Origin of the sequence: Kordia jejudonensis (genome assembly GCF_001005315.1) — a bacterium.
GTDB lineage: Bacteria > Bacteroidota > Bacteroidia > Flavobacteriales > Flavobacteriaceae > Kordia > Kordia jejudonensis.
In genome coordinates, this window is the sequence record NZ_LBMG01000011.1 from 66143 (window position 1) to 81335 (window position 15193).

The 15193-nt window shown below is 35.0% G+C and carries 9 protein-coding genes; 4 read left to right on the plus strand and 5 right to left on the minus strand.

Going from position 1 to position 15193, the window contains the following annotated elements:
* Positions 1–459 precede the first annotated feature (459 nt).
* The gene (locus AA089_RS08120; RefSeq protein ID WP_046756446.1) at positions 460–1776 is read left to right on the plus strand and encodes a DUF2254 domain-containing protein; all 1317 of its coding nucleotides are present in this window, start codon (positions 460–462) and stop codon (positions 1774–1776) included.
* Between the two features lie 66 nt (positions 1777–1842).
* On the opposite strand, the gene AA089_RS08125 is transcribed toward AA089_RS08120, so the two are convergent.
* The 4 genes from AA089_RS08125 to AA089_RS08140 all read right to left on the minus strand — a co-directional run bounded on the left by AA089_RS08125 (position 1843) and on the right by AA089_RS08140 (position 11813).
* Positions 1843–3216 carry a tetratricopeptide repeat protein gene (locus AA089_RS08125; RefSeq protein ID WP_046756447.1) on the minus strand — a complete coding sequence of 458 codons (1374 nt, stop codon included), beginning with the start codon at positions 3214–3216 and terminating at the stop codon, positions 1843–1845.
* Positions 3217–3393: 177 nt separating this feature from the next.
* Entirely contained in the window at positions 3394–3876 is a 483-nt protein-coding gene (locus AA089_RS08130) for a hypothetical protein (RefSeq protein WP_156168947.1), read from the minus strand.
* A 44-nt stretch (positions 3877–3920) separates the two neighbouring features.
* The gene (locus AA089_RS08135) at positions 3921–10661 is read right to left on the minus strand and encodes a polymorphic toxin type 23 domain-containing protein (protein ID WP_082113230.1); all 6741 of its coding nucleotides are present in this window, start codon (positions 10659–10661) and stop codon (positions 3921–3923) included.
* Between the two features lie 12 nt (positions 10662–10673).
* Positions 10674–11813 carry a T9SS type A sorting domain-containing protein gene (locus AA089_RS08140; RefSeq protein WP_082113231.1) on the minus strand — a complete coding sequence of 380 codons (1140 nt, stop codon included), beginning with the start codon at positions 11811–11813 and terminating at the stop codon, positions 10674–10676.
* Between the two features lie 1346 nt (positions 11814–13159).
* Here AA089_RS08140 and AA089_RS08145 point away from each other — a divergent pair.
* The 3 genes from AA089_RS08145 to AA089_RS08155 all read left to right on the plus strand — a co-directional run bounded on the left by AA089_RS08145 (position 13160) and on the right by AA089_RS08155 (position 14900).
* A complete protein-coding gene (locus AA089_RS08145) occupies positions 13160–14374 on the plus strand; it encodes a site-specific integrase (RefSeq protein WP_046756451.1) in 1215 nt (404 codons plus the stop codon).
* An 83-nt stretch (positions 14375–14457) separates the two neighbouring features.
* Complete coding sequence (locus AA089_RS08150; RefSeq protein ID WP_082113232.1) at positions 14458–14664, plus strand: helix-turn-helix domain-containing protein; 207 nt, start codon at positions 14458–14460, stop codon at positions 14662–14664.
* A gap of 2 nt (positions 14665–14666) precedes the next feature.
* Complete coding sequence (locus AA089_RS08155; RefSeq protein ID WP_046756453.1) at positions 14667–14900, plus strand: hypothetical protein; 234 nt, start codon at positions 14667–14669, stop codon at positions 14898–14900.
* Here the strand turns inward: AA089_RS08155 and AA089_RS08160 are convergent.
* Complete coding sequence (locus tag AA089_RS08160) at positions 14897–15190, minus strand: helix-turn-helix domain-containing protein (protein WP_162200425.1); 294 nt, start codon at positions 15188–15190, stop codon at positions 14897–14899. The two genes, AA089_RS08155 and AA089_RS08160, sit on opposite strands and share 4 nt — an antisense overlap.
* Positions 15191–15193: the final 3 nt, after the last annotated feature.

Genomic DNA, 15193 nt, shown 5'->3' on the forward strand with positions numbered 1-15193 from the left:
TTTCACTTCCCAATTAAAGAGGTTTTTATTATTAAAATGATTGTTTTTGTGGTTTCTTTCTACAGATATAAAAGTATTGTTGTTACAAAAACCTTTTTGAGCAAACTTTGGCTGGTTATAATATTTCTACATTTTACTTCTATTTTGTTGAACACTACTTATGGTTTTGAATTTTTGATTTTTAACTTGGCAATTGTTTCCGCCATTGAAACATTGGTAATCATTTTTACTGAGAAAAGATTATTGATCTATAAATCAAGCATTCTTAGTTTTCTTTGGAAACATTAGAGCTTTCAAATCTCATCATTTTTGTGGTTTTTATTTTTCTGATTTTCAAATATTTACATTAAAATTCTCGCGTAGCGCACTAAATGAAATTAATTTACTTCTTAAAGACAGACGATTATTTGTATCTTTAGAGTACTATCGCGAAAGCAAAAACCAACCAATTTTAGTACAATGCTCAACCTAAAATACCTTTTTAAACAAGTTAGAGATAGTTTCTGGTTTGTTCCCACCTTGATTATCGTTATGAGTATTTTGGGTGCTGTTTGTTTGCTGTATGTTGATAAAACCTATCCGTTTACACCAGAAGGTGTGTTTAAGATTATTTTTTCCGAAAATTCTGATTCTGGTCGCAATGTATTAACCGTAATTGCTGGCTCCATGGTTGGAATTGCTGGAACTGTATTTTCTATAACGATTGTTGTATTGCAATTGGCATCTTCGCAGTTTGGTCCGCGATTGCTTCAAAATTTCATGTATAAACGGCTGAATCAAGTAGTATTGGGACAGTATGTTGGAGTGTTTTTGTATTGTATTATTGTGGCAAATGCCATACGCGACAATGATGGCTATGCTTTTATTCCAAATTTATCCGTCATATTTGCCATTTTTTTAGCGGTGTTTAATGTGTTTTTACTCGTTATTTTTATTCATAATATTAGCATCAGTATTCAGCCAAGTAAGATTATTAATGAACTTCGTCAACGCATTGAACGTAATATTGAAACCATGTATCCGCAACATGTGGAAAAAGATGTGGTTTTGTCAGATTTGAAAGATGACGCCACCAGCAATTTAACCGAAATTGAAAGTATTTCATGTGAGTTTAGTGGTTATATTCAGTATTTTGATTTGGATATGTTGGTAGAAATAGCCCGTAAACATGAGGTAATTGTTAAGATTTTGCACAAACCAGGGAATTATATTGTTTGTGGTCAACCTATTTTTGCAATTTTTCAGCAAAAGTCATCAAATAAGGAAACACTTGATGATAGTTTTTCGCTTATTGAAACTTTTAAAATTGCGACGAAGAAAACGTTTTTTCAGGATATTGAATTTGGAATTCATCAAATTGTGGAGATTGCTTCGAAAGCTTTATCGCCAAGTATTAATAATCCGTATACGGCTGTTGTTTGTATTGATAATTTGACTTCTATTTTGTGTAAGTTGTTACAATCTGATATTCCTGATGCAACGATTAAGGATGAAGATGGACAAATTCGTGTATTATTGATCAACGATTCGTTTGAAGGATTTTTGGAAGCTGCTTTTAATTTGATTCGACAGTACGGCAAAACAAGTCCTTTTATCATTATTAAGTTAATGGAAGCGATGACCACTATTATGAAGTTTGACAGTTCTAATTTGTACACTGATGTTTTAAAAAATTATGCAGCAATTGTGATGAAAACTGGAAAGACTTCTTTTGTCTTAGAAACTGATATTAACGATTTGGAACAACGCTATACTGTTTTTAAAACAAGCTTGTAATGCGTTAAAATTTCCTGCTTGCCAAACATCTTATGTTACAATGCATGACAAGCAAGAAATGATTTTTTAAAGTTTTGGAACCGTTACCGTTCCGCCAATCCAGCATTTTATGGGTAATTTTTCGCCGCCTTTGTATCCTTCATTGAAGATATCCGTTTTGCTTGGCGCAGCTTGCATATAGAAATTAATGAGTTCCGTTGCTTCTTGTTTTTTGGACGCATCTACTTGTTTTGCTTTTTTGGCCATTTCAGCAGCTTTCCAATACGTAGCTCTTTTTGAGAATTCGTCTGTTCCGCAGTCATTCGCGCTTGACGCATATAATCGTGCTAAATTTATGTAGGCACTACCAAAAGTAGGATCGAATTTTAAAGCTTTTAGAAATAGTGTTCGGGCTTTTGATTTTTGTCCTTTTTGCGCCGCTTTGTTCCCTAAAGCCGTTATTATTTTTGCTTTTTTTGTCCCGTCATTTTCATAGCTTAGATATGCTTCAAAATAGTGTTGTGCTTTTTCTTCATCGCCTTTTCTTTTGTAAATGGTGTACAGATAATATTTTGATTCTGCCGTTGGCTCAGTGATATCGATTGCTATCACTAATTCGAGAAATAAAGGACTTTTTGTACAGTTTTTGGCATCAAGTCTGCCAGCAGCTTTTCGCAACCATTGAAGATTTGTTTTGTTGGATTCAAATTTCTCCTCAAGCAATGGCACTAATGTTTCACATGTAACTTCTTTTTCTAAAAGTAAAACCATATTTTTTGTGAATTGATCAATAGCTGCAATATTTTTCGTGGCGACTTTTATCCTATTTTTTTCTTTAGCGGTAAGTGTTTTATTTTTTTCTTTTTTGGCTAATACATCGACTTTTATGTTTGACAATCGTAGTTTTTCGTATTCAAATTTTTCATTGACTGCTTCATATTTTTCAATGAAATTTTCTAGTGAAATACCATATTCCTTTGAAGCATACATTTGGTAGTATAAATCAAAGTATTGATAGAGATAGCGAGGATTTTTAAAATTTTTTGAATCGTTTGTAAAGGCTTCATCAAATACATCATATTGTTCTTTTAGCGAACCTATTTTGTAATTCAGCATTACGCCGCCAATTTTGGTCAGTATGAGTCCTTTTTTTGTTTTTGCAGGAACATTTGCAATTCGGTCTTTGTAGAGTTGAATTAGTGCCAACGCCGCTTCTTTTTTGTTGGTTGCGTTTTTTAGTTCGTGCGTTAGTACTGTTTCGCCGTGCGCATAAATTGCGGAATTGATTGTTGCACAGTTTTTTCTTAAATAATTAAGTTGTGATTTTGCTTTGGAAAAGTTTTTAGAAGTAACGTTTCCAGCAAATAACGAGAGTGTTTCATTGCAGGTGTTTTGAGCATTTGTCATCAGAGAGACAAGCGTCATCGAGGTGGCAATGAAAACTTTGGTACATGTTTTCATTTGTTTTCAATTTAAATCGGTTTATGCCTGAAGTGCCTCAAAATACATACCAAAAAACTGAATTGTGAAGTATGGATTGTATCTGTATGTTATTTTTAAACATAAAAAAACGAACCGAAGCTCGCTTTTTTATGTTGGCTATTATGTAGTTTTCAAGAAATTATAGTGTTGGCAAGTTTACCAATCTACTTTATAATTTAATGCTTCTACTGGAATTTTCATTCGTGCGTATTTTGTTATTTTTTCAGCACTTGTTGCGCTTTTAAACGATTTAACAATCAAAGTATCTGTAGATGATTTACGGAGTATAATTTCGCTTTTCGCAAGTTTATGTGTCCCACCAGGTATTTCATATATATATTCTACATAGAAATTTTCACCATCATAATTGTAATATCCCATAGTTGCTTTTTTAGGATTAAATGATGCAGCGTTGTTGAAATCGATGCCTTTAAAATGCCCTACTTTACCATTTCCATAAAATTTAATTCCATTTTTAAAGTTTTCCAGCTTGTATTCTTTAATAAATTCTTTAGAGTGAACAGCCATATAAAATACGGTTGTATCAATGTGTTGAATGTAATTTTGGTTGTTGTTGGGCTTTATACTGAACCTTGATTGCTTAAAGCGAACCATTCCGTAATCATTTTTAGTTGACATGCAACTAAAAATGATTACAAAAAAGCTCAGTATCCACATTTTTTTTACCATGATGTAAATGCATTAGGTGTTCTGTATTGTGCATATCCTTTCCAATCCCACGATTGGTTTTCAAATCCACGTTGTCTTTTGTCAAATAATGTGAGTCCAAAAACTTTCACTCTTAAATTATGTATTGCATGATTTTGAATGGCATGTCGTACTTTTTCAGAGTTTACCCCAATTTTGTATCCTTTATATCCAAAAGTTAACGCTCCTAGTCGATGTGGCGTTCCTTCTATCGTTTTTCCGTTTGGCAAGTTTCTTCCAAAAGAATCAGTATAGTTGGTACCTGGTACACCTTTGTATCCGCCTGGTAATGTTGCATTTTCCCCATTTTTACTTAGGATATCTCTAAATCCAGTAAAGAATTGAAAACCTACTGAGTAATCTCCAACAGATAAGTTCAGAGAAGCGGTTCTAAAGCTATCTCCTCCATCTCCCGCTGGACCAATGGAACCATCATTTTCGTAGCGTACTTTGAAATCTCCGCTTCTAAATCCTACGACGCCTGTTCTTTGTTTGAATTCGCTCATACTTCCTTTACCACTCCACCAATTTGCACCGTATGAGAATCCTGTTTTTCCATCGTCATAGGCTGCTAAGATCGATTTTCGTATTTCAACTCCATTACCGAAGCCATTGTAATTTCCATAGTTCATGTAGCCAATTCCTGCTGAGAAACTCCAATTTCCGTCGCTGTAACTTACGCTTAAACTCGCACCAATTCCTGAGGCATTACCAAAGGCTATAGACGGACTTATACTGATGTTCCAATCACCTATTGGGATATTGAACGATGGTAAAAAGGCTCCGACAAAGCTTCCTGCCGCAATGGACAGTAAGGAGCCTGTACTCCAGACCATGGACGGAGCAATTCCGTAGGTGATTCCTCCGACGATTGCACCTCCTAGTATTGCCATTCCAAAGCCGCCCCAACTCCAGTTTCCTGTTTTTATAGCATGACCAATATACGCTGCTGCACCTGAAACTGCACCTACAATAACTCCTACTAATACTGCTGCCCAAATGATTTCTCCACTTGGATCGCTGTAGGATAGTGGATTGTTCCACACATAACCATAACGGTTAAAACTCTGTGTATTGTATGGATCTTGTATAAAATTATCGGGCGATAGGAAACGACCTAGTTTGGCATCATACATACGACCATTCATATGAATGAGTGCAACTTCAAAGAAATGTTCGTGTCCTGTGAAACCTCTGCCTAGTAAAGAATCGTGGTTAAACGTTGTGTCGCCTTGTAGGTTTTTAAATTGACTTGTTTCTCCCCATGCTCCAAATTGGCGTTGTTCTACAATTTCTGTACTTGAATTCGAGATTGCCAGAATGCTTCCTAAGTAATCGCGGTGTAAGTAATAATATTCATCTATTGGACTGCTTCCTTGTTGTTTTAGATGTACTATTGGCGCGCTGTACGCATCACCTCCAATGTAGTTTATTATTTTTACGGTTCCTGTATCATTGTTTTCAATTATTTCTACAGGAATGATACTAGCATACTGTTTGTGATATTGACGCTGCTCTTTGTCTTCTTCCAAGCCTCCATAATACGCATGTGTTCTGTTCATGAAAGGTCCGTATTCAAAGTCTACGATTCCTTTGTCTTCTTGAAAGATAGTTACAGGTTTTTTAAAGGCATTGTAGGTTATTTGCTGTAATTTATTTTGCTGATAGTATAAATCTCCTTGCGTGTTGAGTTCTACATCTTCTAATCTGTAGGCGTTTGCATTGTTGTAACCATATGCACCTACATGAGAATTGTCTGTGATTCTACCTCTTTGATCGTATTCTTGTTGATGCGTTACAGCACCACTGATTTGCGTTAATCTGTCTAAGGTATCGTATGAAAAGTTTTCATTCCAGTTGGTAAATGCATAGTTTTTTCGACTGTTTAAGATGCCGCGTTGATGATCAAAACTGTAGTCCATTTTGAGCGCTACTATAGGATCTACAGGAGGATTACCAATGATGACTAAGGTTTCTTTACGATCGTAGATATTGGTTAGAAAACCATACGAGTCATATTGTTTTGATTTAGTGATTCCGTTTCCTAAACTGATACTTAACGATTTTCCTCTAGCCGTTTCGCTATTGATTCGCCACAAGCGTACGTTAGAATTGAAATCTCTTATTTCACGCAATATGCCTGTTGCCGTATCGTATACATTTTTTACGCTGACCGTATTGCTTGCACCTGCGGCATTGGTAATGTATGTTTCTTTATTGACTTGTCCGTAAGCATCATAAGTTAGTTGCTTTTCAAAAGTAGCAGTTCCGTTATCTTCCGTGATTTTGTTTATTCGCTTATTGCTATCATAGTAATAATTGTAATCAAAATTTGCTCCTCCTAAGTTATCTGTAGCAAGTACTCGTTTTAAAAGTTTGGTGGTGTTGTCGTATTGATAATCAGTAACCATATGTGTTTGATCTCCGACAACTTCTTTTCGAATTAGTTTCCCAATTGGACTGTATTGATATGTTGTAGTTCCTTTTGGACTTACTTCTTGCAACATTTCTCCAAGAATATTGTATTGATAGCTGTAGGTGCCAGCAGATGGATCGGTTAGTGCTGTTTTTCTTCCCCAACCATCAATGGTAATGTTTACCGTATGACTATCATATTCTGTAGATTTCATTTTTCCATTGGCATAATATGTATAGTTGATCGTTCCGCCATCATCTTGAATACTTATAATGTTACCAAAAGCATCTTTCGTTGATGTTACTGTTTTGGTACCGTCATCAACTGTTGCCGATAAACCGTTGTAGGCGGTTGTAATTACTTTTCCTGTATATAATTGTTGTGATATTGGTCTACTGTATTGATCAAACGCATATTGATTCCATTGTGTAGCCGCAGATCCACTAAAATATGGTTCGCTTTCTTTTAGCTTTCTTCCTGCTACATCGTATTCAAAGTCTTTAAATATCCATTTGTTATTGATACTTAAAATTCCTTGTTTCATTACCCAACCTGTTGCATTGTAATAGATTTTTTCATCTTCACCTTTTTCATGGTTGATGGTTTTTAGCATTCCGCCAACACCGTACGTAGAATTATTTGCATAGGTTGTATAGGTATGTTTTCCTAAGTAATCTGTTTCTCTAGTGACTCTTCCCCAATCATCATATTGATAGAGTATTGGCAAGCCATACGCATTGGTGACACTTGTTGGGTTTCCTGTTGCGGTATTGTATTGATAGGTAGTTTCGAGTCCTTCACTATCAATAGATTTTGTCATGTATCGTCCTGTTGTATCAAACTCAAAGTTTTCTATTCTATCTGAGACACCGCTTCCATTTACTTTCTTTTGAAGCACATTCCCAAACGAATCATACAGGTAATATTCATAGATCCAAGGTGTGCCATTTCCTTTTCTTCTGACCTGCGTGGTTAAGTTGTTATTGTAAAAGTATTTTTCGGTAGCGCTAAACGAATCTGAGCCTAACACACTTGTTGTCGTTTTTTCAGATAATCTTCCCACAGTATATGTTTGATCGAAAGGCGCAGTATTGTTTATGAATTGTTGGGTTGTAGTTTCTGAACCTCCAGGAACTGTCGTGGTTATCGTTGTTGGGTTGTAATACGAATCATAACTAAAAGTCTTCGTACTTGTAATTCCTGTTAAGGTATTTTCGGAAGAAATTTGCGTTTGCACATTGGTAAATACTTTATTCCCTGCCAATTCTGTAAAATATGTGTAATCATTTTTGCTTATGTAACTACTTGGCGTACTGGAAAGGCTTGAAGACACCCAATCTCTTGATGGCGCACCTCTTTTTTGAATGTCAAAGTCTGTAATGCTCCATAATGTTTGGACGCCACTACCATAGATATTTGATTTTTTTATTTGCCTAAATCCTAATAAGCCTAGACCTTTTGCATGCGAAACTGCGCCTGTGTATCTAAAATCTTGGGTTCGTGTTGATCCGCTACCAGTTTCTCGAACTTTACTCACAAGTTTTATGGAAGGAGCAATATTTGCGTTTACATACGGATATACCTCATCATAGTTTCCTGTATAGATTTGTTGATAGTCATTTCCTTGATTCGTTAGACCGACATAATCGATAAGATGCGTCGTTCCATTGTTATGTATTTGCTCTAAGGTTACATCTTTTCTATGATCGCCTTCAAATTCGTATGCTGATAAGTGATTGGCACTGACGTAAGCATATTCTATATTGTCAGAATTTGTGTGAGAATCTAAAAATATGGGTTGCCCAAATCGTGTGATTCCTGTATTGGTTTGCACATAGTTTGACGTATGTTGAAATGTAGGAGTTGTATCATTTTCGCCAAGTTTATTGACGTGAATATTTACAATATCTTCAGAATAATTATGATTTGTGGAGTAGCCACTAGCAATCCAATGTTTTATTAAGTCTGTTTTTCCGTCGCCATTAACATCCTGAGCAATAAATTTTACTTCTACAATTGCATCCGTTATTGGTCCTTGGCTGTAATTGTAATATTGTACTACTTGACTTTCTACATACGTGATTAAATCAAGGTATTTAGTATATTTTAAAACGTTGCTACCTCTTGACAAAAAGAAGCGCCAGTTTTTACTATTGTTTGCTGTTGGCGCTAGAAAATCTGTTTTCCCATCACCATTATAATCTCCTAAAAGAATAGGTCGATCCATTTTGATATAGCTATCATTTTCTGTATGAATGAGCGTTAGTTGATTGTTACTGTTCAACTCGTAAATAAAAGCTTTCCCTTCTGTGAAATGAAATAAATCTGTTTTTCCATCGCCATTAAAATCGGCGCCCATGACTCTATCATTCGCTTTGATATGTTGTTGCAAGCTTCCTGCCCAGTTGGAAAATCCTGAGGTTAAATTTCTGTCTAAATCAATAAAATATGCTGATTTGTAATTATTTGTATACGAGTTACACGAGCAACAAGTTCCTGGATTTCCACCGCCATCGCCTGGATCAAGAATATCAATTGGTACCAGTAATTCTTCTCGTTGTTGCTCTAAATTTTGTTCTGGATTTTGCTGTTGCTGTTGTTTTAGTTTTGCTATTTTCTGTTTTCTTACAGCAAACTGCTCATCTGTTTCTCCTTGTCGTTGTATGCCAACATCCCAAGGATCATCGCCGCCACCGCCACCTGGACAGTCGTATTCATAACAATATCTATTGGTATATGGTTTTCCTATTGCCAATACATCCGTTAAACCATCGCCATTAAAATCTCCTGAAATGTACTCTTTTGGAATTTTCTTTCTGGTTGTATTACCGCAATAACTTTCATAGGTATAGGTTGGTGCATTCCATGTTTTTGTGTAGTGATAATAGAGTCCTACAGCTCCATGATAGTAACTTTTAAAATCAACCGAAGCTGTATAACCACTTATGTTTTCTTTGATGAGTGTAATTCCTTGTTGTGCTAATTTTTTCCCTTGATGATTTAGCATGCTATTTCCGATAACATCATCGAAGTTTGATACATTATACGTACGACCAATTTCTGTATTGTTATATGAATATTCGTAGATATTATCAAACACATGCAACTTGTTTCTAGTGTTTTTGTTGTATAGGATAAAGTCTAGCTTTCCATCTCCATTGAACTCGCCAGATAGTATGTTATCTGTATTATAGTTATAGCCTGGATAGAGAGTTCCTGCATAAGTATCTGGATTCGGATTTGTAGACGAGCTATCGTAACTAAAGTTGATCGGTGTCAGACTTTGATTCGCTTTGTTGTATTCTTTAACCGAAGTTAGTTGTTCATATCCCAGAGAAGTTTCAGTATGAGTCAACACATATTTTCTATATAGTACATTATCGCCTCTAGTTTCTATTCTATCTAAAATTTTACTTCTTCTAAAGGTAATTCCGTTGACATACGATACTTCTGGTCTTTTTCTATTTTTATAATAAAACTTGATTTCTACTTTAGGATTTACGCTTCCTCCGAAGGTAATTCTATCGATTAATTTTAATTCTCCATCAGAGATATAGTTATAGAAAATAGAGTTTCCTTGTGGATCAACTTTTTTTCCAATTGACCATTCTAAGCGGCTTCTAGGATTTGTACTTCCGCTTCCGTACCAAACTCTTGATCCATCTGGATAGAAAACGATAAAATACGAAGGACCATAAGACGTTCCGTACGGAGAAGTTCCGTAAGCTTTCACTTTTACATTGGAAAATCGTTCTGTTTTATAGGTAGAATTTGCTGCTCCATAACTTCCTGATTCGAGGATTAATCGTTGTCCGTCTAAAGCGAAACGGTCACTGGAATCAAAATCGACTCCATCTACAAAACCATCATAAAATTCCGTAGCAGAAACGCGGCTTATGGAAGACATTCCTGAAAATCCCCAGCCCCAACCTGCCAAACCATTAGAGGCTTGACTGTTAAAGTTTAATCCAACATCTGGACTAATGTCTCTTATTCCTGGTGGTGTTGCAATTGGAATATTGTACGTTGCTCCTCCTGATAAGGATACAGAAAAATCTGCTGGAGTTGTCCCAACTTGTGAAGATGCTTCAGCGGAAGAACTTGAAACTGCTGTTGGTTTTTGACCAGTATTTGATCTGTCTTGAATGGTTACTTTCCGATCGTCGCTATAAATTGGCGTTGATGTTATATTTTTTGAACTTTCTGTTCCTCTGATTAAATCTTCAGGCGTTTTTTGTGCAAAACCAGAAAACCCCATTAAAAGTAACACTAAACTTATATAGTAATTTTTTATTTTCATATCTAACTGGTTTTATTTTTTGATGATTTGTTTAGTTATACTTGTATTGTTACTTAGGTGTACATGCACTAAATACATTCCTGAAGACAGGTCTGTTATGTCTAGTTCTAATTCATTTTTAGCATTGCTCGGTATGGTTTTTACCAATACACCAAGATTGTTATATATGTTAATATTGTGCGATAATGATAGGTCTGAATTGGAATTGAATTTTAACTGAACCATTCCTCTTGTTGGGTTTGGATAGAGTGAAAGTTCTTTTGCGAGTTGCGCATTGTCATCTTCAAGCTCTGTTTCTTGAGTTATGTCTGATTCTTTTGAAATAGCGACGTCATCAGTTGCGGCTCTTCCTGCTGGTGGAGTTGGTACAGTACAGGTTGCAAAAGCACAGTAAAATCGTTGTTTCTGATTTCCTGAATTATCATGCGCAAATAACAATTTAGAATTTGGATTTACCATTAGTAATTGTCTAAGTGTAGATTCAGTTCCATCAATTACTTCCATATGCGGATCGTACAAATATTGTCTGTCCTGTAAGTTAGGATCGTTGTAAAGAAATGATCGTAACATTAAATTGGTGGCTCCTGAAGAAAATTTGAACTCTTTTTGCAAGTTTGCTACTTCTTCGCCTGTGGCTCCATCATAAATTTTACCCAGAATAGGTCCTGAATAATTATACTTATGCACATATCCTGTAAGCAGGTACCAATGGTCTAATTTTGGAAGATCTCCACTCCAGAAATAAGGATTTGTATTGGTTGTTCCGTCTAAATTTAGTGTATGATGTGTACTACCAACCTTGCTGTGACATCCAAAATACGTTCTCCCATCGGTTGAATTTGTCTTTTTAATCCAAACTGACAATCGATACGTTTTAGTTTTATCTATCGTTTTATAATCGGCATATATACCGCCTTCTGCATTACTTGACGGATTTGGCACTGCTTTCCACAGCACTTCTTCGTTTCCAATATGAGTAATCCCAAGTTCTCTGCTATTAGAACTGGTTGCTCCATATTGATTAAAGTCGGCAGTATTCCCCGTACCCACATTCCAATCGGCTACAGAGTACATGTTTTGAGCTCCTGATTCTGTTATGGATAAGAGAAAGCATAAAAAAATTGAGTATGCTAAAAGTAGTTTTGAATTCATAGAATTTACATTTATGGATTTGTGATAAAAAACTCTTGTTTCTAAATAGTTGATAGAGATATCATACAGTTATGCTTGCACAACACTCTTACCTACAATCATGAGAGAAACTTATGGTATTCATGATTACAATTGCGTCAGGAATGAATTGCAAAGTAGAGATTACGCCAATCTTACTCCTACGGTTAAACCGTAAACTAAGTGCTGTTTTTAATAATCAAGACGGTGCGATGCCTTCAACAATATTTTTGATTAATTGAGGATTAAATATTGGCAATAACAATAGAAAATAAAAGTATTTATAATCGATATTCATAAATTACGATCATAAAAACCAACCGTTATTCTTCAGGGTAGAAAGCATTTTTTCTCTTTAAAACGTTGTGAATCAACAAAATTTAACTTGAAGCATATTACTTATCGTAAAACATAAAAAAAGCGAACCGAAGTTTACTTAAAAATTGAAGTTAAACGAGCTATTGGTATTAACAATTGCTCATTTTTTATTTATAGAATTTTCATTTGCTATAGACGCAAGTAGTGGAAAGTAAAAAACCCAACAGAAATGTTGGGCTTTTTACTTCTTATTATGCTTGACAAATCAAAAATCGGACTTTTTGTTTGAGGATTTGAAGTAGATAAATGCGTTTTTAAACACTTTTTAAAGTGCAACTAAAGAAAATACAAACCATCATTTTGGGTAATATTTAGTTTGGACATCCATAATAGTCATAATTACAGATGAAATCGATCATCATACTTATTTTATCTTCTGGTGAAGTTTAATCCATCTTTTATATTGGTTCTGATGTAGTATCGCAATCATTGCAGAGAAATATCCAACTTGAAGGGCATGCATCGGTTTGATTACAATTGTTACTACAAAAAATAGTACACAAGTAAGAATTTCCTCCTTTAATTGAGTTCCCATGCAATTGCGAGATTGACTTTTTGTTAAGCTTTAATAATTTTAGATTCTTTTTTTTCATGATATAAGGTTTTGATTAAATCAGAAATTACAAAAATAATTCAGAAATTACTTACGGAAACACCGTAATTAACATTTAAACAGTCGTTCTTATAAATGAAAAAATCCCAACATTTCTGCTAGGATTTTTATTAAAAAGAAATTTCTCAGTACTCGAGGTGGGAATCGAACCCACACTCCCGAAAGAACTGGATTTTTAATCCAGTTCAATTTGAACTCATTTGAACGTATATACACTAAAAATCAATTGATTACCAATATTTTACTAAATTCACTGTTCACAAAAAACCAAGAAAAAACGCCAAATGTTTTACCTATGTTTAACCTAAATTTCGTAACTTAGATAAAAGATACAAACATGGCAACAAGTGTAAAGGTACTCCTTAGAAACAAACCTAACAAAGAAGGCTTGTACCCGTTAGTGGTGAGAATCATCAAAAATCGAAAGCCCTCATACATCTATACAGGTCACTATATTGACAAGAAATATTGGAACGAAGCCGAACGTAAGGTACGAAAATCACATCCAAATTCTGCACGACTGAACAATCTCATCGCCGCTAAACTTGCTGAAGCAAATAAGCGACTTATTGATCTTCAATCCAATGATATGGAGATAAGTTCTCAGCAGATTAAGAAAGAGATCAAAAATCCAATGAATGATAAAAGTTTCAACGAACTTGGACAAGAATACCTCAACGAACTTGAAGCAAATAATAAACTTAATCAGTTATCTGCTGATAAAGTACGTGTCAATTACGTTATAGAATTTGGAAAGTCTCCAGCACTTAGCTTTCGTGAAATTGATGAATTGTTTATCAGAAAATTTATGTCATATCTCAAAACTGAAAAAGGTGTTAGTCAGCGATCGGTTGTTAATAATCTTGTAGTGATACGCACCTTATTTAATCGTGCCATCAGAAATGGTGTTGTTGAACAAAAGTACTATCCGTTTGGAAAAGGGAAGATAACGATTAAGTTTCCCGAATCTAAAAAAGTTGGACTTTCCATTGAAGAAGTACAAGCCATTGAAACAAGTGATAAACTATCACCACAAGAACAACACGCACGTAACGTATGGCTTTTTAGTTTCTACTTTGCAGGAATGCGCGTTGGTGATGTATTGAAGACCAAATGGAGTGATATTTATGATGGTCGTCTCCATTATCGCATGAACAAGAATAATAAATTGTTATCGCTTCAATTACCACAAAAGGCAATCGTAATTATTGAACAGTATCGAGATGAACAACGAAGTAATGATGACTTTATCTTTCCCGAAATGAAGAAAGCGAATCTTGACTCTCCTAAAGATATTTTGGCGAAAACAAAAACTGCAACCAAAAAATTCAGTAAGTACCTCGCCTCTATCGCCACCAAATGCAAGATTGACAAAAAGATAACCATGCACATTGCACGTCACACCTTTGGGAATATTTCGGGCGATAAAATACCGATTCAAACTTTACAGAAACTATACCGTCACTCAAACATCACCACAACTATTAATTACCAAGCAAACTTTACGCATAAAGATGAAGATGAAGCTTTGAATGCAGTCGTAGACTTTTAAATATTTAGTACCTTTAAAACACGGAAGTAATCTGTTTACATGATGAAGCCTTTTATGAACTTGTTGAGCAAGTTGTAGAACGTATGAAGGAAAAGCATAAACTCCCACAAGAAAAGTGGGTATCACAAGAACGTGCTATGGAACTTCTCAATATCAAAAGCAGAACTACCATTCAGAAACTTCGTGATACAGGCGCTATATCCTATTCACAACCACAAAAGAAAATTATTCTCTACGATTATGATTCCATCATGGCATATTTAGAGTCTCACCGTAAATCAACTTTTTAGCTATGGAAATTACTAACGAACAACAATACATTAACGGTGTGAATCATGCGTATATTTTAGCTCAACATCAACCGACCTTACTTAAACAACTTCTTGAAAGTAAAACTCAGAATGATTACTTTATTGGATTACAAGACGGACAACGTATGTATGAACAGAATCGTAGTAAATCTCGATTACAGCAATTGAATAAGATTAAAGGAAATAAAGCGAAGGATAAAGATCAAGAACGTTAGTCCTTTGAAAGTGTAATAAAGCTCTCTGGTTGTACGTTTAACACCTTTGCCAATTGAAATACTAACAAAATTTGAATATTTGTTTCTCCCTTTTCAATTCTTCTGAGTACACGAACATCCATATCCAACAAGTCCGCAAGATCAATTTGTTTTAACTGCTGTTGCTTTCTCAACAAAACAATATACTCACCTAATTGCCTTAAAAATTCTTGTTGTTCCTCTTTTGATTGAACCATTGAAAATGAATTATTTTTCAAAGTATGGGAAACCTTTAAAAAACTTGCGGACAATTT

Coding starts and splice junctions, on each gene's coding strand:
- AA089_RS08120 (WP_046756446.1), top strand. CDS start 460: ATGCTCAACCTAAAATACCTTTTTAAACAAGTTAGAGATAGTTTCTGG.
- AA089_RS08140 (WP_082113231.1), bottom strand. CDS start 11,813: ATGAATTCAAAACTACTTTTAGCATACTCAATTTTTTTATGCTTTCTC.
- AA089_RS08130 (WP_156168947.1), bottom strand. CDS start 3,876: ATGTCAACTAAAAATGATTACGGAATGGTTCGCTTTAAGCAATCAAGG.
- AA089_RS08150 (WP_082113232.1), top strand. CDS start 14,458: ATGAAGGAAAAGCATAAACTCCCACAAGAAAAGTGGGTATCACAAGAA.
- AA089_RS08145 (WP_046756451.1), top strand. CDS start 13,160: ATGGCAACAAGTGTAAAGGTACTCCTTAGAAACAAACCTAACAAAGAA.
- AA089_RS08135 (WP_082113230.1), bottom strand. CDS start 10,661: ATGAAAATAAAAAATTACTATATAAGTTTAGTGTTACTTTTAATGGGG.
- AA089_RS08155 (WP_046756453.1), top strand. CDS start 14,667: ATGGAAATTACTAACGAACAACAATACATTAACGGTGTGAATCATGCG.
- AA089_RS08125 (WP_046756447.1), bottom strand. CDS start 3,216: ATGAAAACATGTACCAAAGTTTTCATTGCCACCTCGATGACGCTTGTC.